Here is a 21,352-nt window from a genome sequence, read left to right on the forward strand (position 1 = left end):
CCATGAGCACCCTGACCCACACCGGCCCGGGGGCCGGCATGGACGCGTTTTTCCGCGCCCGCCGCATCGCCGTGATCGGTGCGTCGGCCGACCCGACCAAGATCGGCGGACGCCCGGTGCACCTGCTGCTGCGCCAGGCCTACACCGGCGCCGTCTACCCCATCAACCCCAAAGGCGGCGAGATCCAGGGCCTGCCGGCCTATGCCCGCCTGGCAGACACGCCCGAGGTGCCCGATCTGGCCCTGGTGGCCGTGCCCGCGGCCCAGGCCGTGGCGGCGGTGCGCGACTGCGCCGAGCGCGGCGTGTCCGCGGTGATCGTGTTGTCGGCCGGCTTTGCCGAGGCCGGTGAGGCCGGGGCCCTGTGGCAGGCCGAACTGCGCGCCATCGCCCGCCGCCAGGGCCTGCGACTGCTGGGCCCCAACTGCCTGGGCACGGTGGGCGTGGCCGACAAGGTGATCGGCTCGTTCTCGGTGGCCCTCGAAGACCACTACCCCAGCCCCGGCGCGGTGGGCATCGTCTCGCAGTCGGGCAACATCGGCAGCTACACGCTGCAGATCCTGTCTCAGCAGGGCGTGGGCATCAGCCGCCTGATCACCACCGGCAACGAAGCCGACGTGGACCTGGCCGACGGCATCGCCGCCCTGGCCCAGGACCCGGCCACCCGCGTCATCCTGTGCTGCATGGAGACCTGCCGCGACGGCCAGCGCCTGCGCCAGGCCCTGGACCTGGCGCGCGCCCGGGGCACCCCGGTGGTGGTGCTGAAGATCGGCGCCACCGAGCAGGGCCAGGCCGCCGCTGCCTCGCACACCGGCGCCCTGGCCGGATCGGACGCCGTGATCGACGCCGTGTTCCAGCGCCATGGTGCGCTGCGCGTGCGCTCGCATGAAGACCTGCTGGAAGTGGGCCAGGCTGTGGCCCAACTGGCGCCTGCACGCCTGCCGCGCGAGGCCGCCGTGACGCTGATCGCCGCCTCGGGCGGCTTCGGCATCATGATGGCTGACGCCATGAGCCAAGCCGGCCTGGCCCTGCCCCCCCTGGCCGAGGCCACGCGCCAGCGCATCCTGCAGGCGCTGCCCGGTGCCAGCACCCACAACCCCGTGGACGCCTCGGCGCAGATCTCCAGCCGACCCGACATCCTGTTCGAGGTGCTGTCGGCCTTGCAGGAGGCCCCGGGCCAGGCCACCACCGTGCTGTTCCTGTCGCTGGCGCTGTACAGCTCGCGCCTGCGCGGCGTCTACCTGGAAGCCCTGGGCCGACTGCAGGCCGCGCACCCGGAGCGCCCCCTGGTCATCATCAGCCGGGGCCCGGCCGAGGCCGTGCGCCAGATCCAGGCACTGGGCATCCCCGTGTTCAGCAGCATCGACGCCGCCGCCCGCGGCCTGGCCGCCCTGGCCCGCCTGGGCACCCTGCAGGCCAAGGCCCTTGCACCGGGCGAAGCGGCCGCGGCGCCGCTGCTGACCCAGGGCCCCGGGCGCCTGCCCGAAGACTGCCTGCGCCACGAACACGGCGCCAAACAGGCGCTGATCGAGGCCGGCTTCGAAGTGCCGCAAGAGGTGCTGGTGCACAGTGCCGAGGCCGCCGTGCAGGCCGCCGAGGCCATGGGCTACCCGGTGGTGATGAAGATCGTGTCGGCCGACATCGCGCACAAGACCGAGGTCGGGGGCGTGGCCCTGGACCTGGGCCATGCCGACGCGGTGCGTGAAGCCCACGCCCGGATGCTGGCCAGCGTGGCCCGGCGGGCCCCCGAGGCCCGGCTGGACGGCGTGTTGCTGGCCCCCATGCTGCGCGGCGGCACCGAGCTGATTGCCGGTGTCTCGCGTGACCCGGTGTTCGGCCCCGTGATCATGGTGGGCATGGGCGGCATCTACGCCGAACTGCTGCGCGATGTCGCCGTGCAGGTGGCCCCGGTCAGTGTCGAACAGGCCTTGCAGATGATCCGCTCGCTGCGCCTGTTCCCCCTGCTCGACGGCGCCCGGGGCCAGGCCCCCGCCGACATCGAGGCGGCGGCCCGCACCGTGGCCCGCCTGTCCGAGTTCGCCTGCCGCCATCAGGACCAGGTGAACGAGATCGACCTCAACCCCATCCTGGTTCGCCCCCGCGGCCAGGGCGTCGCCATCCTCGACGCCCTGATGCTGGCCGCCCCCAACGAAGAGAAGCCCCATGCAGCGTGACCTCCCCACCGGCGACCTCTCACCAGGCGCCCTGCCCCCGCCCCAAGACACCCGCCGCCATGCGCGGGACTGGCTGCGCGCCCACCTGCCCGATCACATGCGCGCCGACAGCCTGAACTGGCGCAGCCCCACGCTGGACGAAAGCCGCGACTGGGAGGCCGCCATGCACCGTGCCGGCCTGGCCGGCATGACCTGGCCCCTGGCCTACGGCGGCCACGGCCTGAGCCTGCGCGAGCACCTGGCCGTGAACAAGGAGATCGGCGCCCTGCCCATGCCCGAAAGCGTGGGCTCGATCGGCAAGGAGCTGGCCGGCCCCATCATCATGGCGGTGGGCACCGAAGCGCAGAAGCTGGATTTCCTCGCCCCCATCCTGCGCATGGAACAGTTCTGGTGCCAGGGTTTCTCAGAACCCGATGCCGGCTCGGACCTGGCCCGGCTGCGCACCAAGGCGGTTGAAGAAAACGGCTTTTGGCGCATCAATGGCCAGAAAATCTGGACCAGCGGCGCAGCCAAGGCCCACCACTGCCTGATGCTCACCCGCACCGGCACGGTGGCCGACCGGCATCGCGGCCTGTTGATGTTTGCCGTGCCCATGGACACCCCGGGCATCCGCGTGGTGCCCATCAAATCCATCGATGGCAAGGAATCGTTTGCCGAGGTGTTCTTTGACGACGTGGTGGTGCCCGACAGCGCCCGCCTGGGTGCCCCCGACGAGGGCTGGAGCGCCGCGCTGCGGGTGCTGGGCATCGAGCGGGCCACCAACCGCATGTACCGCCCGTGGCGCTTCGAGTGCGAACTGGGCTTTTTGCTGCGGGCCCTGGCCTCCGACCCGGAACAAGCGCACCAGTTGAAGGATGGCGGCGTGCAGCGGCGCGTGGGCGAACTGCTGGCCGAGATCGACGGCCTCAAAGGCCTGGTCGAACGCACTGTGCAGCAACTCATGCAGGGCGAGAGCATCGGCGCACGCGGCTCCTTGACCAAGCTGTTCTGGTCCGAGACGCACCAGGCCTTTGCCGGCTTCGCGCTGGGCCTGGTCAGCCAGATCGGGCCGCAATCCAGCCCGCTGGCGCAGCGCGCCCGCCAGGCCTTCACCCAGGCCTACTTGTTTTCCCGCGCCGAGACCATCTATGCCGGGACCTCCGAAGTGCAGCTGGACCTGATCGCCCAGCGCATCCTGATGCTATGAGCCCCCTGCCCCCCTCTGCTGGCGATGCGCAACGTGACGGAAGCTTGATATGAACACCTCCCTTCTTGAAGACCCCCATGCCGGGCTGCGGCCCGAAGAATTTGCCGAAGCCGCCGAGGCCGCCATCAGCGACGCACTGAGCCAGCCCGCCGAGGCCCAGGCAGCCGTGCTCGCGAACGCCGGCCTGTTGGGCGTGTGTGCCGATGAGGCCAGCGGCGGCCTGGGCCTGCCGCTGGGCTTTGCCGTGCCAGTGGTGCAGGCTGCGGGCCGCTTGCGCCTGCGCCTCGCCCTGGCCGAGCAGATCGTGCTGGCCCGCCATCTGCCCGACGCCGCCTTGCGCAGCGCCCTGGTCGAAGGCCGGCAGCGCGCCAGCGTGGCCTTGCAGGGCCAGCTCGGGCAAGCCTGGGTGGGCCATGCCCGCCACGCCGACCAGGCCCACTGGCTGCTGGTCCGTGCGCCCGACGGCGCCGTGCTGCTGGACCTGGCCACGGCCACCGCCACGGCACCCACCGCCTGCCAGACCGACCCGAGCCTGGACCCCGAGCACCCCCAGACCTGGTGGGCTCTTTCGAACGCCCCCGCGCTGGCCCGGCTGGACCAGGCCGCCACCGAGGCCCTGTGGCACGACCTGGAGATCCTGCTGGCGGCCACAGCCCACGGTGCGGCCGAGGGCGCCTTGCAGGCCGCCATCAGCCACACCGGCACCCGGGTGCAGTTTGGTGCGGCCCTGTCCAGCCGGCAGGCCGTGCGCCACTGGCTGGCCCGCATGAAGCTCTACCACGAGGCCTGCGGCGCGGCGATCGCCCGCGCGCTGCAGCGAGACGAGTGGGGCCAGCCCCGCACAGGCCGCAGCGCCCTGGCCCTGAACCTGCAGCACGGCGCTTTCATCATCGAAAAGGCCATGCACCTGCATGGCGGCATGGGCTTCACCTGGGAGCTGCCGCTGCACCGCGCCCTGCGCGAGTTGCGCGCCATCGACGCGGCCCTGGGCGCTGGCAGCCTGGCCCGCGGCCTGGGCCGCGATTTCATCGAGCACCTGACGGAGGCCGCATGAGCACTGTCCCGACACAAGACTTTGCGGGCCGCGTGGCCCTGATCACCGGTGCCGGCAACGGCATCGGCCGCGAGACCGCACGGCAACTGGCCGCCCGCGGGGCCCATGTGGCCGTGAACGACCTCAAGCCCGAGTTCGTGGAAGCCGTGGTGGCCGAGATCCGTGCCGCCGGAGGGCAAGCCTTCGGCGTGGTGCAGAACATCGCCAGCCGCGAGGGCATCCAGGCCGCCGTGGCCCAGGCCCGCGAACAGGGCGGGCGCCTGGATGTGCTGGTCAACAACGCGGCCTGGGTGCGCTACCAGGCCGTGCCCGACATCCAGCCCGACACCCTGGAGCGCATGCTCGACGTGGGTTTCAAGGCCGTGATCTGGGGCACCCAGGCCGCGGCGGCCGCCATGGACCCCGAACGGGGGGGCGCCATCGTGAACGTGGCCTCCACGGCGGCACTGCGCTCCACCCTGAACTCGGTGGTGTACTCGGGCATCAAGGCCGGCATCCTGGGCCTGACCCGGGCGGCCGCCGCCGAGCTGGGGGCGCGTCACATCCGGGTGAACGCGGTCTGCCCCTCGGCCGTGCCCACCGAGGGCACCCAGCGCAACCGCAATGCCGAACGCGACGCCCTGCGCATCGCCCGCACCCCGCTGGGCCGCCTGGGCACGGTGGAGGACATTGCCCGGGGCATCTGCTTCCTGGCCAGCGACCAGGCGGGCTTCATCTCGGCCCAGACCCTGGCGGTGGATGGGGGTGTGACATTCACGAATATATGACCCCCCCTGAGTCGCCTTCGGCGCCATCCCCCCAGGGGGACGACACCCGCGGCCTGGCAAAGCCAGCTCCGCGGTGCCTGCTGGCCTGGCTTGCTCTGCAGCCTTTTGAACGGAAAAGCTTTAGGGGGCTCAAGCGCAGCGCCCAGTGCTTGGCCTTTGCGCCAAGGTCTCTCGGATTCCCCATTTGCGCCCCCAGGGGGACGACACCAGCGGCCTGGCAAAGCCAGCTTCGGGGCCTCTTGAAAGGAGCGGGCGGGGTGGCTTGTCGCGCTGTCAGTCCTTGCTGGCGCTTTGCCCATGGATGACTCAGTCATGGAGGACAGGATGAGTGGTGTTTGTGTTGATCGATGCGATGCGGCGGTGCTGATCACCGGCGCTGCGGGTGGCATTGGGCGGGCTGCGGCCTTGCAACTGGCCCGGGCCGGTCGTGCGCTGGTGTTGGTGGACCGGGATGAAGCGGCCTTGCAGCGGCTGCTGGCCCAATGGCCCGCCCAGGCCCCGGCGCCGCTGTGCCGGGTGCTGGACCTGGGCGATGCCGCCGCCGTGGCCCGGCTGGGCGATGGGCTGCTGCCGCTGGCCGGGTTGGTCAACAACGCCGGCATGTCTGCTAGCGGGCAGGAGGCGGTGGGGGGTGACGAGGCGGCCGCGCAACGGCTGCTGGACCTCAACCTGGCGGCGCCGGCCCGCGTGGTGCAGGCCTGTGCCGCGCAGCTGTTGCCGGGGGCCTGCATCGTCAACGTGGCCTCGGGGGCGGGGCTGCGCGCCATACCCTGGCGCGGCCTGTACAGCCCCAGTAAGGCCGGCCTGATCGCCCAGACCCGGGCCCTGGCCCGGGCCCACCCCGAATGGCGGGTGAACCTGCTGGTGCCCGGCTTTGTGCGCACCGAGCTGGTCCAGGGCCTGATCGACAGCGGGCGCCTGAACCCGGCCCAGGCCCTGGCCAAGGTGCCGCTGGGCCATCTGGCCGAGCCCGAAGACATGGCGGAGGCGCTGTGCTTTCTGCTCAGCCCCTCGGCCCAGGCCCTCGAAGGCCAGGCCTTGGTGCTGGATGGCGGCTCGTCGGGCTACGGCGGCTCACAGGCGCTGCCGGCGTCGCGCCAAGCGCTGCCCGGGCTGGACTGGCGCCTGGCCCTGCAGACCCATGCCCTGACGGCGGCGCCGGCAGCCCGGCCAGACCCGAGCGGCCAGTCACCCCACCCGGCCAAGCCACACTACCCGGCGCGCTGCGACGGCCGGGCGCTGCTGGCCCGCCCCGGCGAGTTGCTGACGGCGGTGCGCGAGGCGGCCGCCGACTTCCGGCGCCAACATGCGGCCCAGGCCAGCCTGACGCTGCTGCTGCCGCCGGATCCAGACCTGGACATCGACTGGGCCCTGGCCGGGGACAGCGCTGCCACCCGCATGTTGATCGCCACCCTGGCGGCCGAATGGGGGGCCGACGGGCTGCGCATCAACGCTCTGCAGTGGGCCCCTGACACCCCGCTGGACGGGCTGTGGCCGCTGCTCCAGTTCGTGGCCGGCCCCCGGGCCCGCTGCCTGACCGGCCAGGTGCTGGGCACCCGGCCCCCCCACCGTGATTGAAGCCCGATGAGCACGAACCCGACCCCACCCAGCGCGACGCCCACAGCCTTGGACCTGGACGCGATCCGCGCGGATTTCATCCGCCAACGCGGCTACTGGCGCCCCTGGACCGAAACGCTGTTGCAGGAGCACCCGCGCCTGGTGGAGGCCTACGCGCGCTACGCCGGCCACCCGGCCGCGCATGGGCCGCTGAGCGAACGGCAGATCGAGCTGATCTACATCGCGCTGGACACCTCGGGCAGCCACCTGTTCGAGCCCGGCCTGCGCACCCACATGGCACGGGCCCTGGCCGTGGGTGTGCGCCCGGCCGAGGTCTTCGAGGTGCTGCACCTGGTGGCCGCCCAGGGCCTGGACGGCGTGACCCAGGGCGCCGCCCTGCTGGCCGCCCTGATGGCCGAACCGGTGGCTGAACGCTCCGCCGAGCCGTTGGCCGAGCCCTGCGACGAGACACCGGGCGCACGCGCCGACGACGCCCTGGCGGCGCTGCGCCACCTGGACCCGGCCTATGCCCAGGCGGTGCAGGACTTTTTGCAACTGCCCGGCCCGCCGGGCGGGCTGAGCCCCGATGATCGCGGCCTGATCCGCGTGGCCCTGGCCGCCTGCTTCACGGCCCACCATCCCGGCGCCTTGCGCCATCATCTGCAGCAGGGGCTGCAAGCCGGGCTCACACCGGCTGCCTTGCTGCAGGCCATTCAACTGGGTGCCCACCTGGCCGTGCATGGCACGGCCCTGGGGGCCCAGGTGTATGCCACCCTCACCCACAAAAAGGAGACCCAACCATGACCCATCCCCTCCGCCCGGCCGATCGAGCCCTGCCCCTGAACCGACGCCAATGGCTGGCAGGCACGGCCCTGCTGGCATTGCAGACCCAGGCCGGTGCGCGGGCCGCAGACTGGCCCGACCGCCCCATCAAGCTGATCGTGTCGGGCCCGCCCGGTTCAGGGGCCGACATCTTTGCGCGCCTGATCGCGGTGCCCCTGCAAGAAGGCCTGAAACAGGCCGTGGTGGTGGACAACCGAGCCGGCGCGAATGGCCTGATCGGCAACGATGCCGTGGCCAAGTCGGCGGGTGACGGCTACACCTTGCTGATGACGCCCTCGTCGTCCATCGCCATCAACCCCATCCTGCAGGCCCGCATGCCTTACGACACGCAGAAAGACCTGCTGCCGGTGGCCCAGGTGGGATCGGCCGGCATCCTGCTCATGGCTCACCCCTCCACGGGCTTCAAGTCACTGGCCGATCTGGTCCGCCATGCCCGCGCCAACCCCGACAAGCTGGCCTATGGCTCCTGGGGCAATGGCTCGACCGGCCACCTGGCCATGGAGGGCATCAAGGCGCACTATGGCCTGACCATGCCGCACGTGCCGTTCAAAGGCACCTCCCAACTGGTCACCGACCTGCTGGCCAACAACATCAGCGTGGCCTTCACGGACATCGCCTCGCCCATTCCGCACATCCGCGCCGGCAAGCTCACCGCACTGGGCTGCACCGGCAGCACCCGCGGCCCGGCCCTGCCCGAGGTCAGCACCCTGAGCGAACAGGGCTACCGCTTCGATACCGACGGCTGGTTTGGCGTCTTCGCCCCGGCCAGCACCCCCGAGCCCGTGGTGCGGCGCCTGAACCAGGAGATCAACCGCGTGCTGGCCAGCGACGAGGTGGTGCAGCGCTTTGCCGCCCAGAACATGCCGCGTCCGCCGCTCAAGACCGCGACCCAGTTCGCCAGCACGGTGCGCCAGGACATGGACACCTGGCAGAGCCTGGCCAAGGCGGCCAAGCTGCGCATCGATTGATGCCCGCCGGGCCTCAAGGCGGCAGCGAGGCCGCATAGGCCACCACAGCCATCATGTCCTGCGGCGACAGCTGACCGATGAAGCCGCGCATGGCGGCCGCGCCGGGGCCGGCCCGCAGGCCCAGGCGCATGTCATTGAGCTGACGGTACAGGTACTGGGCCGAACGCCCGGCCAGCGGCGGGATGAGGCCCAGCCCTTTCAGGCCCGGGCCATGGCAGCTGACACAGGCACTGACCCCGCCCTCGCCCTGCAGGGCGATCTGGCGGCCCCGGCTCAGGCTGCCGGGGGGCACATAGGCCGTGAACCCGGACCGGGGATCGCGCCATTCGGTCAGGGACAGGTCGCTGGGCACCTCGACGATGCGCTGGCCGATGGGCTCCAGGCCCGGCCCGGGCAAGGCGGCCCACATGGAGCCCGTCACCACCTGGGTGAGAGGCACTTGATCGGTCTCGACCACGCTGATCCAGGGCCGGTAGGGCAGCGCCGAGAAATAGGCCGCTGCGGCCTGAAGATCGGCCTCGTCCAGGTGCACGGCGGCGGCCACCATGCGCAGGTGCGGTCCGGCCTGGGCGGCGGCACTGCGCCTCAGCCCGGCCTGGTAATCGTGCATCTGCTGCACGATGTAGGCCTCGGGCAAGCCGGCCAGGGGCGCGTTCTCGGGCCGCCCCTGGCCGTTGGGGTAATGGCACATGCCACAGGCCCGCACCTCGGGTGGACGGCCCCGGGCCACCACGGCCGGCATGGGCGGGTGGGACTCGGGGAACCAGTCATGGGCCGCGAACAGATCGAACAGCTCGGCGCGGGTGAAGGCCTGGCCGCTGCCTGCCAGGCGGTGCTTGACGCCATCGTCCGGCACGGCCGGTGGCGCCGTGGAGGGCAGCACCGGGTAGGCCCAGGCCGGTGTCCTGGGGGGCACGGGCTCCGGCCCCGGCTGGGCCCCGGCCAAGGCGGCGCTGGCGGCCAGGATCCCACCCAGCAAAACAGACTTCAGTGAATCCATCGCGCACCTCGCAGTGTCGAATGCCTCAACCGCCGGTGCTTCAGGGCCTCAGCCCTGCTGGGACCACGCAAGCCCCGGCACCCCGGACAAGACGACCATCGTACCGACGAAGTGTGAAGCGGGACGGTGAAGACGGGCGGGCGTCAGGGCTCCACCACATTGAACATGGGCGTGAACGCATCCAGGCACAGCACGAACTCGCGCAGGCGATCGCGCGCGCCCTGCACATCGATCTCGCCCTGGTCCAGGCAGCGCAGCATGTCCTCGGGGCTTTGCAGCAGGCGCGCCAGCTGGGATCGGTCGGTGCGCACGGTGACCTCGGCCTCGGCTCCGTGGCGGCCGGCGCGGTGGTTCAGGGCCCCGTTGGACAAGGCGATGCGCTGGCTTTCGCCGTCGGGCAGCAGCCAGTCGATGCGCAAGCGCAAGGCCTGGGCACGCGGGCCATTCACGCGGATGGCCAGGAACTGCAGGAACTTCTCCAGCGGCAGCTGGGCCACCACATCGGGGCTGATGGCGATGCCTGCCGGCAGGGCCGGCGCGCCGCGGCTGCGCAGTTCGCGCGCGGCCAGCAGGTAGGCGTTGCGCCAGGTGGCCGACTCGGCCTGGTAGCCCAGTTGCTCGAAGGCGTCGGCGCACAGCTCGCGAGCGGCCTGGTGATCGGGTTGGGCGAACACCACACGGTTGCAGACCTCGGCCACCCAGCGGAAGTCGCCGGCCGCAAAGTCTTCGCGGGCCCGCGCCAGCACGGCCTCGGCGCCGCCCATGTAGCGCACATAGCGCTGCGCGGCCGGCTCGGGTGGCAGGGGGTGCAGGTGCACCGGGTTGCCGTCGTAGGGGCCCAGGTAGTGGGCATAGATGGCGGCCACGTTATGCACCACCGCGCCATAGTAGCCACGCGCATACCACTGGCGTGACAGCGGGTTGGGCATGATCAGCTGCTCGCCGATCTCGGCCGGCGTCAGGCCCTGGCTCATCAGGCGCAGCGTCTGGTCGTGCAGGTAGCGGTACAGGTCGCGCTGACCGGCCACGTACTCGGCGATGCGAGCGGTGCCCCACACGGGCCAGTGGTGCTGGGCCAGCACCACGTCGGCACGGGGCACGTACTCTTGCAGTGCATCGTCCAGGTAACCGGCCCAGGCCAGGGCGTCGCGGGTCTTGGCACCCCGCAAGGGGCACAGGTTGTGCAGGGTGTGGCAGGCGTTTTCAGCGAGGTTGAGGGCCCGCAGGCCCGGAAAGAACAGGTTCATCTCGGCCGGGGCCTCGGCGCCGGGGGTGAGCTGGAACTCGATCTCGATGCCGTCGATGACGTGGCGCTCGCGCAGTTCGCGCACCAGCACATCGGGAGCGATGAAGCCGTCGCCCCCGCGGCCCGCGGCCTTGCCCAGACCGCTGTCGACATGGGCCTGGGGCCCGGCGGCCAGGGTGGTGCCGAACTGGTAGAGCGAGCGCCGGCGCATGGGCACGCCGGCCAGCATGGTTTCGGCAAAGGCCTCCTCGATGAAGCCGACGGGGCCGATCACCGGGATGCCGTCGCGCAGCACCTCTTCGGGGCTGGTGATGCCGCGCACGCCGCCGTAATGGTCGCGGTGGCTGTGGGTGTAGATCAGGGCGCGCAGCGGGCGCGGGCCCCGCTCGGCCTGGTACAGCTGCCAGGCGGCCCGGGCATGTTCGGTGAAGGTCAGCGGGTCGATCACGATGACGCCGCTGTCGCTTTCCACGAAGGTGACGTTGGCCAGGCTGAAGCCACGCACCTGGTAGATGCGGTCGCAGACCTGGAACAGGCCGTGGATGCGGTTCAGGCGCGATTGGCGCCACAGGCTGGGGTTCACCGTGTCGGCCTGGGGGCCGTCCAGAAAGGCGTGCTCGCGTTGGGTGAAGGCCACACCGCCGCCATCGGCGGGGATGTGGGCGTCGGGCACAGTGGCGATGAAGCCACGGCGGGCGTCGTCGAAGTCCTGCTGGTCGGAGAAGTCGAGTTCGGCCAGCACGCGGGCATGGGCCTCGCGGGTGGCGGGGTGGGCGGGTTTGGCAGGCGTGGGGGGGGCGGGGGTCATGGTCTTCACGGGGCAGGTGTTGGCACAGGGGCGGTCAGCGCTCAGGCGAGGTCGAAGACCACCACGCTGCGCGCGGTGTCTCCGGTCTTCATGGCGGCAAAGCCTTCGTTGATGTCTTCGAGGCGGATGCGTTGCGAGACCAGGGATTGCAGGTCCAGCCGGCCCTGGCGGTAGAACTCGACCAGGCGCGGGATGTCTTCGCGGATGCGGGCCGAGCCCATGGCGGAGCCGCGGATCTGCTTTTCCTGGAAGAACTGGCCGCCCTCGATGCTGGCACGGGCCCCGGGCTGAAACAGCCCCACGATGGTGGCGATGCCACCGGCGGTGAGCATGCGAAAGCACTGCTCAAACGTGCTGGGCAGGCCGATGCACTCAAAGGCGTACTCCACGCCACCGCCGGTCATCTCGGCGATGCGGGCCACCACGTCGCCCTCGCGGGCGTCCACGGTGTCGGTGGCGCCGAGTTGGCGTGCCAGCGCCAGCTTGGACGGCGACATGTCGACGGCAATCACGCGCGAGGCGCCTGCGATGGCAGCGCCGTTGACCGCCGCCAGCCCCACACCGCCGCAGCCCACCACGGCCACGGTGGCGCCGGGCCGCACCTGGGCGGTGCGGAACACCGCGCCAGTGCCGGTGATGACGGCGCAGCCCAGCAGTGCAGCCAGGTCCAGGGGCATGTCGTCGCGGATCTTGACCAGGGCGTTGCGGTGCACCAGCATTTTTTCGGCAAAACCCGACAGGTTGAACACCTGGCTCACAGGCTGGCCGGCGTGCGAAAGCCGGCGGGCCTTGCCCGGGGGCTGCTTGACATCGGTGTCGGCGCACAGGGCGAAACGCCCCCCCAGGCACTGCGGGCAGGTGCCGCAGAACACGCTCAGGGCCCCCACCACGTGGTCACCCGGGCGCAGGTCGCGCACGCCCTCCCCCACCGCCTCGACAATGCCCGACACCTCGTGCCCCAGCACGCCGGGCAGATCGAAGGGACGCATGCCCTCGATGTAGTGCAGGTCGCTGTGGCACAGGCCGACGGCGGCCGTGCGCACCAGCACCTCCTGCGGGCCGGGGCGGCCGATCTCGATGTCTTCGATGGACAGGGCTTGGCCAAACTGGCGCAGAACAGCAGCTTTCATGATGGACTTCTTTCAACTCATGGAGGAAACGTGGGGACGTGTCAGTCGGCGGTGATGCGGGTTTCGGCCTGGAACTTCTTCCAGCGCAGCAACTGGGCCCGGATGTCGCGCGCCAGGTAATCGGGGCTGAGGTCGGGCGCCATGGTCACGCCCTGGGCCAGCACCTTGGCCTTGATGGCTTCGTCCTGGAAACCCACCCGCAGGGCCTCGCTGATGCGCTCCACGATGTCGCGCGGCGTGCCCGCGGGCGCCACCAGACCGATCCAGCTGGCCGTGCCCACATCGGGGTAGCCCAGTTCGGTCAGGGTGGGCACCGTGGGGGCGGTGTGCAGCCGGTCGGTGCCGGTCACCGCCACCGCCTGCACCCGGCCCCCCTCGGCCAATGCAATGCCGGTCGGGTCGCCAAAGCCGAAGTCCAGACGACCGCCGGCCACCTCGGTCATCATCTGGCCCTGCCCTTTGAAGGGCACGTGCACCGCCTCGACCTTGGCCTGGCGGATCAGTTGTTCGGACGACAGATGGGCCAGCGAGCCGGCTCCCAGCGACCCGTAGTTGAGCGAGCGCGTCTTGCCCAGGGCCAGCAGTTCGGCCAGCGTCTTGGCCTTGGCCGGGTCGGTGAACAACACGTTGCGCGACATCCAGACCATGGACACGGGCGCGAAGTCGCGCACCGGGTCGTAGCGCACGCTGCGGAAGAACACCGGATTGACCGCCATGGAGCTGGTGGTGGCCATCAGCAGGGTGTAACCGTCGGCCGGGGCCTTGGCCACGAAATCGGTGCCGATGGCGGCGTTGTTGCCGGGCTTGTACTCGGCATACACCGCCGTCTTCAGGCGGGTGCTGAGCACATCGCCCACGGTGTTGGCAAACACCGTGCCCATGCCCCCCGACCCATAGGGCACGACGATGCGGATGGGCTTGTCGGGCCAGGCCGGCGGGGCGGCGTGGGCGGCCCCGGGCAGGGCCGAGGCGAACACCGAAGCGGCAGCCAGGCCCAGGCAGGCGCGGCGTTGGATGAGAGCTGACATGGGTGGGTCTCCTATGATCCGACCTTGGCAGGCCCGCTCTTCCGGGCCCTGACGGTCGATTTTTTAAAATTGTAATTCCAATTATATTTTTGCGCAGGCAAACGCCTGCCCTGCCCGCATGCGCCCCGACGAATCCGCTTTTCAAGAATCCAGAACTGAACCCGAGCGTGAGCGCGAGCAGGCCTTCATGGCCTGGCTGCAGGCCGGCCGCCTACCCGAAATCAAGCCCGGGGTACAGCAACGCAGCGCCCGCACCGCCTATGCCCTGTTGGAGTCGGGGGCGGCGCTGATGCGCGAGCGGGCGCTGGACGCGTTGTCGATCGAAGAGATCTGCAACGGTGCCGGCGCCACCGTGGGGGCTTTCTATGGCCGCTTCGAGGACAAGATGGGCTTTTTTGCCGCCCTGCAGCGGCTGACCTGCCTGCGCTCGGAGGCGGCGCTGGACGCATTCATGCAGCAGCACCCGGCCGAGGGGGGCACGCTGGAGGAGCTCTGTCACGCCATGGTGGCGATGACGGTGCAGCGCTACCGGGCCAACGTGGGCGTGTACCGAGCCGCGCTCAAGCACAGCGACGAAGGGGCCTGGGAGCCCTTCCGCCGCCTGGGCGATCTGTACCGGCAGCGCCTGGTCGAGCTGCTGTCGCCTCATCTGCCGACGCTGGACGGCCCGGCCCGGGCCTTGCGCATCCGCTTTGCCTACCAAGTGATGGTGGGCACCCTGGTGCACGCCACCCTGAACGCACCGGGCCCGGTGCAGTTGGGCGACCCGGCCATGATCGACGAGCTGGCCGGTCTGGTGCTGGGCTACCTGCGCTCGCCGGGCTGAAACGGGCGCCGCCAGGGCGGGCGGCCAACCGTGGGCAGAGAGGGGCTTCATGGCCGGGGCTCGTCAGCTCAAATGGCACCGGCCATGCGCAGACACTCGCGCGCCGCGGCATCCAGGCCCAGGCGCTCACCGAGCACCTCGTCGGTGTGCTGGCCCAGGTGCGGCGGCGGCCGGCGCACCGGCAGGCGTTCGCCGTCCAGGGCGTAGGGCGGGGCGAGCACCGATTGCCGGCCGGCGTCGGGGTCGTCGAAGTGGTGCAGCAGCCCGGCCTGGGCAGTGCGCTCCGAGTTCAGGGCATCGAACAGGCCCAGCACCTCGCCGCAGGGGATCTCGGCGGCGCGCAGCCGGGCCAGCAACTCTGCCCTGGGCAGGCCGGCCAGGGCCTGACGCACCAGGGGCAACAAGGTTTCGCGGTGGGCCGAACGACCGGTGTTGCTGGCAAACCGCGCGTCGTCCGCCCACTCGGGGCGCTGCAGCACCTGACGGCAGAAGCGTTGGAACTGGCCGTTGTTGCCCACGGTGATGACCACCGGCCCGTCGGCCGCCTCGAACACGCCGTAGGGCACGATGGCAGGGTGGGCATTGCCGAACTTGGCCGGGTCGTTGCCGCGCAGCAGGGCTTCCATCCCGTAGTAGCTGGTGATCATCAGGCCACAGTCGTACAAGGCCATCTGCACATGGCGTCCGCGGCCGGTGCGGGTGCGCTCCAGCAGGGCCGCCAGCACCGCCTGGCCGGCATACAGGCCCGTGAACATGTCCACCGCCGCGACACCGAACTTGAGCGGGCCCTGGCCCGCCTCGCCATTGGTGGCCATGACACCGGCCTCGCCCTGCACCACCAGGTCATAACCCGGACGCGCCTGCTCGGGCCCAGCAGCGTAGTAACCCGAGATCGAACACATCACCAGGCGCGGGTTCAGGGCCGAAAGCTGGGCCCAGCCCACCCCCAGCTTCTCGGCACCACCGAACTTGAAGTTCTGCACCACCACATCGCTGTCGCGGGCCAGAGCCCGCACGACCTGCAGCCCCTCGGGGCAGCCCAGGTCGACCGTGATGGACCGCTTGTTGCGGTTGGCGCTGTTGAAGTAGGTGGTGTTGCGGCGCCCAACCGGCAGGCCCCAGTCACGGGTGTCGTCACCACGCTCGGGGTGCTCGACCTTGATCACGTCGGCCCCCAGGTCGGCCAGCGCCATGGCGCACAGCGGGCCGGCCAGCACCCGCGACAGGTCCAGCACCCGGATGCCGGCCAGGGGAAGAAAAGAAGAAGCGCTCTGGTTCATGGTCTTGTTCCGTGGGGCGGGCCCCCGGCCCGCCGTTCACAGGCCTGGAGGGCCTGCCTGGAACGATTGTTGATTTGTTCTTATGTTTTGACAATCGTGAATAAAATCAAACACACTGTCTGATTTTTGAAAACAATGGACCTGAACGCACTGAACCTGCTGGTGGACATCATCGAGACCGGCAACCTGAGCAAGGCGGCGGCCCGCCGTGGCATGGGCCGTGCCGCGGTGAGCCACCGGCTGGGCCAGTTCGAGCAGGCGCTGGGCCAGCAACTGCTGCGCCGCACCACGCGCCAGGTGGAGCCGACCGAGCTGGGCTGGAAGCTCTACCGGCATGGCCTGAGCATCCGCCAGGAACTGCAGGCGGCCCAGGACTCGGTGGACAGCCTGGGCCAGGCGCCCCAGGGCAAGGTGCGGCTGAGCGTGCCCAGCGGCTTCGGCCAGCTCGCCATGACGGCCTGGCTGACCGAGTTCATGCAGCGCCACCCCGGCATCACGCTGGAGGTGATCTTCGACAACACCGTGGAAGACCTGCTGGCCGGCCGCATCGACTGTGCGGTGCGGGTCATGTCCGAGCCCCCCACCCACCTGATGGCGCGCCACCTGGGCCCGGTGCATTACGTGGCCTGCGCCACCCCAGCCGTGGCTGCCGCGGCCGGCCGCCCGCCGTCCTTGGAAGCCCTGCTGCAGCAACCCCTGATCAGCTCGGTGCTGACGGCGCAGAAACTGCGCATGGCCGGGCTGCTGCCAGAGCGCGGCCCCGAAGGCGCCCACATGCGCCTGCGCCTGGTCTCACCCAATTTCTACTTTCTGCGCGAGGCGCTGCTGCAGGGCCTGGGTGTGGGCCTGATGCCCGACTACATGGTGCGCGAGGCCATCGCCCAGGGCACGCTGCAGGCCCTGCCGCTGAGCCCGGGCAGCCTGGGCTTTCTGAGCACGGCCATGTTCATGCTGCACCTGCCCACGCCCTACCCGCCACGGGCCATGGCGCTGCTGCTCGATTTTCTGGCCGAGAAGGTGGCGACATCGGGCAGCCTGGGCGGCCCGGACTGAGCGAAGGCGAGGCGCCTGGCTGATGCACCCCGCCGATCGGCAGCCGATGAAGCGGCTGTGAAGCGACCATGCAACGCCTCTCACCCGAGGTCGCCCATGAAGCCGCACTTCACGCCGGCGGCCGGCTGGAGCTTGAAGCCGGCTTCGCCGATGCAGCGCCTGGCGCTTGATCGGGCGGAATGATCCGGCGGCTTGGTCGGCTCGGCTCAAGGGCAGGCCGCTTGGCGACAAAGCCCACCTCCAGGCCGAAGATGCTGGCGATCTTGTTCAGCGTCTCCACAGTCGGGTTGGCACTGCCGGCCATGATCTCCTTGAGCACGCGTGTGCTCACGCCCCGGTGGGCGGCAAACTCGGCTTGCGTGAGGCGGCTGACCTTTTGCATGAGCTTGACGGCTTCACCCAGCGAGAGCTGATTCTTCATCACGCCCTCGAACAGCGTGCGGCGCAGTTCGGCGTCGCGTTCGGGGTTCTGGTGCTTGATGCGCTGGTCCATGTTCTTTCAGCCCGGCAAGAGACGACCCAGGCTTTTCGCCACCCGGTCGATGGCGCCACGGCAATGGATCTGAATCGAGGCTTCAATAGCCAATTTGTTACTCATACCACCAAAGTGGTCTTTTTATGGCGAAATTGCCTCTAATCAGCCCACTTTGAGTGACGATATATGAGTCTACGGATGCCATCAGCCCCAGACAAACCCTGAGGCCCCGATGCAGAACGCAGCCTTTGCAGTAGATTGAAACGCATGCACACCACGCCCCGCCCCCACGTTCCCCTGCACACCTTGCTCAGGGGCTGTCGGAAGAGGTTCTTTCGTTTCGTCCACCTGCTCGCTGCCATGGTCCTCTCTGCTGTCACGCTGTCTTCCCCGGCCCAGGCGGTCGATCTGCCGCCGCCTCGTGAGAGGGATTGGCGGGTGCAGGATTTCCGCTTCCATGACGGCAGCACGCTGCCGGAGTTGAGCCTGCACTACACCACCCTGGGCTCGCCCGACAAACCCGCCGTGCTGGTGCTGCACGGCACGCTGGGCTCGGGCAAGGGCCTGCTCACGCCTGGCTTTGGCGGCGAGCTGTTCGGGCCGGGCCAGCCGCTGGATGCCAGCCGCTACTTCATCATCCTGCCCGATGGCATCGGCACGGGCGAGTCGTCGCGGCCGTCTCAGGGCTTGCGCACGCGCTTTCCACATTACAACTACGAAGACATGGTGCGGGCCCAGTACCGGCTGGTGACCGAGCACCTGGGCATACGCCACCTGCGCATGGTGCTGGGGTATTCGATGGGGGGCATGCACACCTGGCTGTGGGCGCAGATGTATCCCGATTTCATGGACATCGCGGTGCCCATGGCTGCGCTGCCGGTGCCGATGGCGGGCCGCAACTGGATGCTGCGGCGGCTGGTGATCGACTCGATCCGCAACGACCCGGCCTGGCAGAACGGCGACTACAGCGAGCAGCCGCCCAGCCTGCGCTTTGCCTCGGTGTACTTCAACCTGGCCACCAACGGCGGCAACCAGGCGCTGTACCGGCAGGCGCCCACCCGCGAGAAGGCCGACCAGTTGCTCAACCAGCGTTTGCAAGCCCCATTCAAGGGCGATGCCAATGACCACCTCTACCAGTGGGAGGCCTCGGGCGATTACGACCCCTCTGCCGGGCTGGAGCGCATCCGGGCCCGGGTGCTGGCCATCAACTCAGCCGACGACGAGCGCAACCCGCCCGATCTGGGCGTGCTGGAGCGCGAGCTGCAGCGGGTCCGTCACGGGGCGCAGCACATCGTGCCCGGATCGCCCAGCACGGGTGGGCACGGAACCCTCGCCCAGGCGGCCTTGTGGAAGGCCGCGGTGGCCGATGTGCTGAAGACCGCGCCCCCGCTGGATTGAAGTCCACTGGACAGACCCTGGCTCAATCCCCCTCGCCCATCCCACCCTCGCGCCCCTCGTTGAGGCGGCTGGTCAGCGCGTCGAGCATGTCGTAGAGCAGGTGGGTGAAGTCGGCGCCAATGACACCCTCGATGTCCTTGTAGCAGGCCTCGATCAGCGGCGCCAGCGCGGCCACCGTGTCGCAGCCCTTGGCCGTAACGGCCACCATCACCCGGCGCTGGTCCTGCTCCATGCGCTGGCGTGAGATCAGGCCCAGGTCATCCATGCGAGCCAGGATGCCGGCCATGCTGGGGCTGGAGATGCAGCACATGCTGCCGATCTGACGCGGCTCCATGGGGCCGAATTCATCGAGGGCCCGGATCACCCGCCACTGTTGCTCGGTCACGCCCTGCTGGTTCAGCAAGGGGCGGAAGCGGGCCAGCACGGCCTCGCGAGACTGCAACAGCAGCAGCGGCAGGTTGCGGTGGTGGATCACCTTGGCAGCGTTCTTGTCCATCCCCTGATCATCCCTGAAATCTGACCCGCATCAACAAAGCAGCTCGAAGCCTGTTTACTTCACTAAGATGTTAGCAATATACTTGCTCACATATTAGTGAATAACATGCACCACACCATCCCACTCCCCTCCCTGGATGTTGCGCCGTTCCGCCTCACGGGCACGGTGTATGGCGTCCTGATGAACCACCGCCCGGCCCTGTACGCCCTCGGCGAAGCCATTGAGCAGGCGCCTTACAAAGCCGCCCCCAAGGCCCCCGTGCTGTTTGTGAAGCCGCGCAACACCCTGGCCCGCAGCGGCCAGCCTGTGGCCGTGCCCGACGAACCAGGCCAGGTCGAAATCAGCGCCCAACTGGGCATCGTGATCGGGCACCAATGCACCCGCGTTGCCCCGGAGGCCGCCCTGAGTCATGTGGCCGGCTACCTGGTGGTGAACGACATCAGCCTGCCCCACAGCCAGTTCTACCGGCCCTCGGTGCGGCTGAAGGCCCGTGACGGCTTCTGCCCGCTGGGCGAACACGTCGTGCCGGCCGCCCAGGTGCCACTGCCCGACGCGCTGGAGCTGCGGGTGCTGATCGACGGGCAGTTGGTGCAGGTCAGCAGCACCGGCGACCGCTTTCGGGGAGTGGCGCAGTTGATCGCCGATGTCAGCGCCTTCATGACCCTGATGCCGGGCGACATCCTCACGCTGGGCGGCTCGCAAGGCGCGCCCCTGGCCCGCGCCGGCCAGACGGTGCGCATCGAGATCGATGGCATCGGCCACCTCAGCACCCCCCTGGTCCGCGAGCAAGAAAGCGCCGCATGAGTCACACGCCCCACCCCACCCACCCCACCCACACAGCCCGTGTGGCCTATGCCGGTGCCATCCACACCGCCACGCCCCATGGCGAGCAGCAGATCCGCCTGGCCGATGGCCGTGTCCTGGCTGAGGACCAGGTGGTGTGGCTGCCCCCCTTCGAGGTGGGCACCATCATCGCGCTGGGCCTGAACTACGCCGACCACCTGCGCGAGCTGTCGGGCGAGCTCACCGTCACCACCAAGGACGAGCCCCTGGTGTTCCTCAAGGGCCCCAACGCGGTGATCGGCCACCGCGGGCAGACCTACCGGCCCGATGCGGTGCAGTTCATGCACTACGAGTGTGAGCTGGCGGTGGTGATCGGCAAGACCGCCCGCCGCGTCTCGCGCGAGCAGGCCCTGGCCCATGTGGCTGGCTACACCGTGTGCAACGACTACGCGATCCGCGACTACCTGGAGAACTGGTACCGCCCCAACCTGCGCGTGAAGAACCGCGACGGCGCCACCGTGCTCGGCCCCTGGCTGGTCGACGCCGCCGCCGTGCCCGACCCGCACCAGCTGGCCCTGCGCACCACCGTCAACGGCCAGCTCACGCAGCAGGGCCACACCCGCGACCTGGTCCACAACGTGCCCGAGCTGATCGAGTACCTGAGCAGCTTCATGACCTTGCAGGCCGGCGACGTGATCCTGACCGGCACGCCCGAAGGCGTGGTCAACGTGAAAGCCGGCGACGAGGTGGTGACCGAGATCGACGGCATTGGCCGCCTGGTCAACACCCTGGTCGGCGATGCCGCCTTCGCCCCAACCGCCACACCCGCAGCCTGAGCCGCCTGAACCCATCCAAGGAAAGACACCCATGCAACAGATCCAGCACCTGATCAACGGCCAGAGCGTCGCCGGCCGCGACTACTTCGAAACCATCAACCCCGCCACCCAGGAGGTGCTGGCCGAGGTCGCCTCGGGCGGCGAGGCCGAGGTCCACGCCGCCGTGGCCGCCGCCAAAGAGGCTTTCCCGAAATGGGCCAACACCCCCGCCACCGAGCGCGCCAAGCTGATGCGCAAACTCGGCGAGCTCATCACCCGCCACGTGCCCGAGATCGCCCAGACCGAGACCAAGGATTGCGGCCAGGTCATCTCCCAAACCGGCAAGCAGCTCGTGCCCCGCGCGGCCGACAACTTCAGCTACTTCGCCGAAATGTGCACCCGCGTGGACGGCCACACCTACCCCACCCCCACCCACCTCAACTACACCCTGTTCCACCCCGTGGGCGT

At 69.7% G+C, this 21,352-nt stretch carries 20 protein-coding genes; 13 read left to right on the plus strand and 7 right to left on the minus strand.

The window, feature by feature from the left end:
* Positions 1–2 precede the first annotated feature (2 nt).
* The 7 genes from AC3WUT_RS26300 to AC3WUT_RS26330 all read left to right on the plus strand — a co-directional run bounded on the left by AC3WUT_RS26300 (position 3) and on the right by AC3WUT_RS26330 (position 8,546).
* A complete protein-coding gene (locus AC3WUT_RS26300) occupies positions 3–2,171 on the plus strand; it encodes an acetate--CoA ligase family protein (protein ID WP_492350022.1) in 2,169 nt (722 codons plus the stop codon).
* Entirely contained in the window at positions 2,161–3,357 is a 1,197-nt protein-coding gene (locus AC3WUT_RS26305) for an acyl-CoA dehydrogenase family protein (protein ID WP_492350023.1), read from the plus strand. Before AC3WUT_RS26300 ends, AC3WUT_RS26305 begins: the two co-directional genes overlap by 11 nt.
* 49 nt (positions 3,358–3,406) lie before the next feature.
* Complete coding sequence (locus AC3WUT_RS26310) at positions 3,407–4,411, plus strand: acyl-CoA dehydrogenase family protein (protein WP_492350024.1); 1,005 nt, start codon at positions 3,407–3,409, stop codon at positions 4,409–4,411.
* Entirely contained in the window at positions 4,408–5,178 is a 771-nt protein-coding gene (locus AC3WUT_RS26315; RefSeq protein ID WP_492350025.1) for an SDR family NAD(P)-dependent oxidoreductase, read from the plus strand. Before AC3WUT_RS26310 ends, AC3WUT_RS26315 begins: the two co-directional genes overlap by 4 nt.
* A gap of 297 nt (positions 5,179–5,475) precedes the next feature.
* A complete protein-coding gene (locus AC3WUT_RS26320; protein ID WP_492350026.1) occupies positions 5,476–6,756 on the plus strand; it encodes an SDR family NAD(P)-dependent oxidoreductase in 1,281 nt (426 codons plus the stop codon).
* 6 nt (positions 6,757–6,762) lie between these two features.
* Positions 6,763–7,539, plus strand: a complete 777-nt coding sequence (locus AC3WUT_RS26325; RefSeq protein WP_492350027.1) for a carboxymuconolactone decarboxylase family protein — start codon at positions 6,763–6,765, stop codon at positions 7,537–7,539.
* Positions 7,536–8,546: a Bug family tripartite tricarboxylate transporter substrate binding protein gene (locus AC3WUT_RS26330; protein WP_492350028.1), complete on the plus strand. Its 1,011-nt coding sequence runs from the start codon at positions 7,536–7,538 to the stop codon at positions 8,544–8,546. The genes AC3WUT_RS26325 and AC3WUT_RS26330 overlap by 4 nt, the downstream gene beginning before the upstream one ends.
* A 13-nt stretch (positions 8,547–8,559) precedes the next feature.
* Here AC3WUT_RS26330 and AC3WUT_RS26335 read toward each other — a convergent pair whose 3' ends face one another.
* The 4 genes from AC3WUT_RS26335 to AC3WUT_RS26350 form a co-directional block, all read right to left on the minus strand.
* Positions 8,560–9,546, minus strand: a complete 987-nt coding sequence (locus AC3WUT_RS26335) for a c-type cytochrome (protein WP_492350029.1) — start codon at positions 9,544–9,546, stop codon at positions 8,560–8,562.
* Positions 9,547–9,689: 143 nt separating this feature from the next.
* Complete coding sequence (locus AC3WUT_RS26340; protein ID WP_492350030.1) at positions 9,690–11,600, minus strand: alkyl/aryl-sulfatase; 1,911 nt, start codon at positions 11,598–11,600, stop codon at positions 9,690–9,692.
* Positions 11,601–11,641: 41 nt separating this feature from the next.
* Positions 11,642–12,730, minus strand: coding sequence for a Zn-dependent alcohol dehydrogenase (locus AC3WUT_RS26345; RefSeq protein WP_492350031.1), 1,089 nt, complete (start codon positions 12,728–12,730; stop codon positions 11,642–11,644).
* Between the two features lie 41 nt (positions 12,731–12,771).
* Positions 12,772–13,758, minus strand: coding sequence for a Bug family tripartite tricarboxylate transporter substrate binding protein (locus AC3WUT_RS26350; protein ID WP_492350032.1), 987 nt, complete (start codon positions 13,756–13,758; stop codon positions 12,772–12,774).
* 118 nt (positions 13,759–13,876) lie between these two features.
* On the opposite strand from AC3WUT_RS26350, the gene AC3WUT_RS26355 reads away from it, so the two are divergent.
* On the plus strand, positions 13,877–14,584 hold the full coding sequence (locus tag AC3WUT_RS26355; RefSeq protein WP_492350033.1) for a TetR/AcrR family transcriptional regulator: 708 nt from the start codon (positions 13,877–13,879) through the stop codon (positions 14,582–14,584).
* 68 nt (positions 14,585–14,652) lie between these two features.
* Here the strand turns inward: AC3WUT_RS26355 and AC3WUT_RS26360 are convergent, their stop codons facing one another.
* Complete coding sequence (locus tag AC3WUT_RS26360; RefSeq protein WP_492350034.1) at positions 14,653–15,864, minus strand: CaiB/BaiF CoA transferase family protein; 1,212 nt, start codon at positions 15,862–15,864, stop codon at positions 14,653–14,655.
* A 135-nt stretch (positions 15,865–15,999) separates the two neighbouring features.
* Between AC3WUT_RS26360 and AC3WUT_RS26365 the strand changes: the two genes are divergently transcribed.
* On the plus strand, positions 16,000–16,917 hold the full coding sequence (locus AC3WUT_RS26365; protein WP_492350035.1) for a LysR family transcriptional regulator: 918 nt from the start codon (positions 16,000–16,002) through the stop codon (positions 16,915–16,917).
* Positions 16,918–17,026: 109 nt separating this feature from the next.
* Here AC3WUT_RS26365 and AC3WUT_RS26370 read toward each other — a convergent pair whose 3' ends face one another.
* On the minus strand, positions 17,027–17,410 hold the full coding sequence (locus AC3WUT_RS26370; RefSeq protein ID WP_492350036.1) for a helix-turn-helix domain-containing protein: 384 nt from the start codon (positions 17,408–17,410) through the stop codon (positions 17,027–17,029).
* A gap of 342 nt (positions 17,411–17,752) precedes the next feature.
* On the opposite strand from AC3WUT_RS26370, the gene AC3WUT_RS26375 reads away from it, so the two are divergent.
* The gene (locus AC3WUT_RS26375) at positions 17,753–18,790 is read left to right on the plus strand and encodes an alpha/beta fold hydrolase (RefSeq protein WP_492350037.1); all 1,038 of its coding nucleotides are present in this window, start codon (positions 17,753–17,755) and stop codon (positions 18,788–18,790) included.
* A 22-nt stretch (positions 18,791–18,812) separates the two neighbouring features.
* On the opposite strand, the gene hpaR is transcribed toward AC3WUT_RS26375, so the two are convergent.
* Positions 18,813–19,286, minus strand: a complete 474-nt coding sequence (gene hpaR, locus AC3WUT_RS26380) for a homoprotocatechuate degradation operon regulator HpaR (RefSeq protein ID WP_492350038.1) — start codon at positions 19,284–19,286, stop codon at positions 18,813–18,815.
* Between the two features lie 105 nt (positions 19,287–19,391).
* Here hpaR and AC3WUT_RS26385 point away from each other — a divergent pair, with 105 nt between their 5' ends.
* From AC3WUT_RS26385 to AC3WUT_RS26395, 3 genes are all read left to right on the plus strand, one after another.
* Positions 19,392–20,090: a fumarylacetoacetate hydrolase family protein gene (locus AC3WUT_RS26385; protein WP_492350039.1), complete on the plus strand. Its 699-nt coding sequence runs from the start codon at positions 19,392–19,394 to the stop codon at positions 20,088–20,090.
* Entirely contained in the window at positions 20,087–20,905 is an 819-nt protein-coding gene (locus tag AC3WUT_RS26390; protein WP_492350040.1) for a fumarylacetoacetate hydrolase family protein, read from the plus strand. Before AC3WUT_RS26385 ends, AC3WUT_RS26390 begins: the two co-directional genes overlap by 4 nt.
* A gap of 31 nt (positions 20,906–20,936) precedes the next feature.
* Positions 20,937–21,352: aldehyde dehydrogenase family protein (locus AC3WUT_RS26395; protein WP_492350041.1), on the plus strand; the 416-nt coding region annotated here is incomplete at its 3' end.

It is taken from the genome of Curvibacter sp. EU05-FHT14A10 (genome assembly GCF_058791075.1).

Excerpts from the sequence above, each read along its gene's own strand:
- AC3WUT_RS26300 (WP_492350022.1), top strand. The coding sequence starts at position 3 with ATGAGCACCCTGACCCACACCGGCCCGGGGGCCGGCATGGACGCGTTT.
- AC3WUT_RS26305 (WP_492350023.1), top strand. The coding sequence starts at position 2,161 with ATGCAGCGTGACCTCCCCACCGGCGACCTCTCACCAGGCGCCCTGCCC.
- AC3WUT_RS26310 (WP_492350024.1), top strand. The coding sequence starts at position 3,407 with ATGAACACCTCCCTTCTTGAAGACCCCCATGCCGGGCTGCGGCCCGAA.
- AC3WUT_RS26315 (WP_492350025.1), top strand. The coding sequence starts at position 4,408 with ATGAGCACTGTCCCGACACAAGACTTTGCGGGCCGCGTGGCCCTGATC.
- AC3WUT_RS26320 (WP_492350026.1), top strand. The coding sequence starts at position 5,476 with ATGGATGACTCAGTCATGGAGGACAGGATGAGTGGTGTTTGTGTTGAT.
- AC3WUT_RS26325 (WP_492350027.1), top strand. The coding sequence starts at position 6,763 with ATGAGCACGAACCCGACCCCACCCAGCGCGACGCCCACAGCCTTGGAC.
- AC3WUT_RS26330 (WP_492350028.1), top strand. The coding sequence starts at position 7,536 with ATGACCCATCCCCTCCGCCCGGCCGATCGAGCCCTGCCCCTGAACCGA.
- AC3WUT_RS26335 (WP_492350029.1), bottom strand. The coding sequence starts at position 9,546 with ATGGATTCACTGAAGTCTGTTTTGCTGGGTGGGATCCTGGCCGCCAGC.
- AC3WUT_RS26340 (WP_492350030.1), bottom strand. The coding sequence starts at position 11,600 with ATGACCCCCGCCCCCCCCACGCCTGCCAAACCCGCCCACCCCGCCACC.
- AC3WUT_RS26345 (WP_492350031.1), bottom strand. The coding sequence starts at position 12,730 with ATGAAAGCTGCTGTTCTGCGCCAGTTTGGCCAAGCCCTGTCCATCGAA.
- AC3WUT_RS26350 (WP_492350032.1), bottom strand. The coding sequence starts at position 13,758 with ATGTCAGCTCTCATCCAACGCCGCGCCTGCCTGGGCCTGGCTGCCGCT.
- AC3WUT_RS26355 (WP_492350033.1), top strand. The coding sequence starts at position 13,877 with ATGCGCCCCGACGAATCCGCTTTTCAAGAATCCAGAACTGAACCCGAG.
- AC3WUT_RS26360 (WP_492350034.1), bottom strand. The coding sequence starts at position 15,864 with ATGAACCAGAGCGCTTCTTCTTTTCTTCCCCTGGCCGGCATCCGGGTG.
- AC3WUT_RS26365 (WP_492350035.1), top strand. The coding sequence starts at position 16,000 with ATGGACCTGAACGCACTGAACCTGCTGGTGGACATCATCGAGACCGGC.
- AC3WUT_RS26370 (WP_492350036.1), bottom strand. The coding sequence starts at position 17,410 with ATGGACCAGCGCATCAAGCACCAGAACCCCGAACGCGACGCCGAACTG.
- AC3WUT_RS26375 (WP_492350037.1), top strand. The coding sequence starts at position 17,753 with ATGGTCCTCTCTGCTGTCACGCTGTCTTCCCCGGCCCAGGCGGTCGAT.
- hpaR (WP_492350038.1), bottom strand. The coding sequence starts at position 19,286 with ATGGACAAGAACGCTGCCAAGGTGATCCACCACCGCAACCTGCCGCTG.
- AC3WUT_RS26385 (WP_492350039.1), top strand. The coding sequence starts at position 19,392 with ATGCACCACACCATCCCACTCCCCTCCCTGGATGTTGCGCCGTTCCGC.
- AC3WUT_RS26390 (WP_492350040.1), top strand. The coding sequence starts at position 20,087 with ATGAGTCACACGCCCCACCCCACCCACCCCACCCACACAGCCCGTGTG.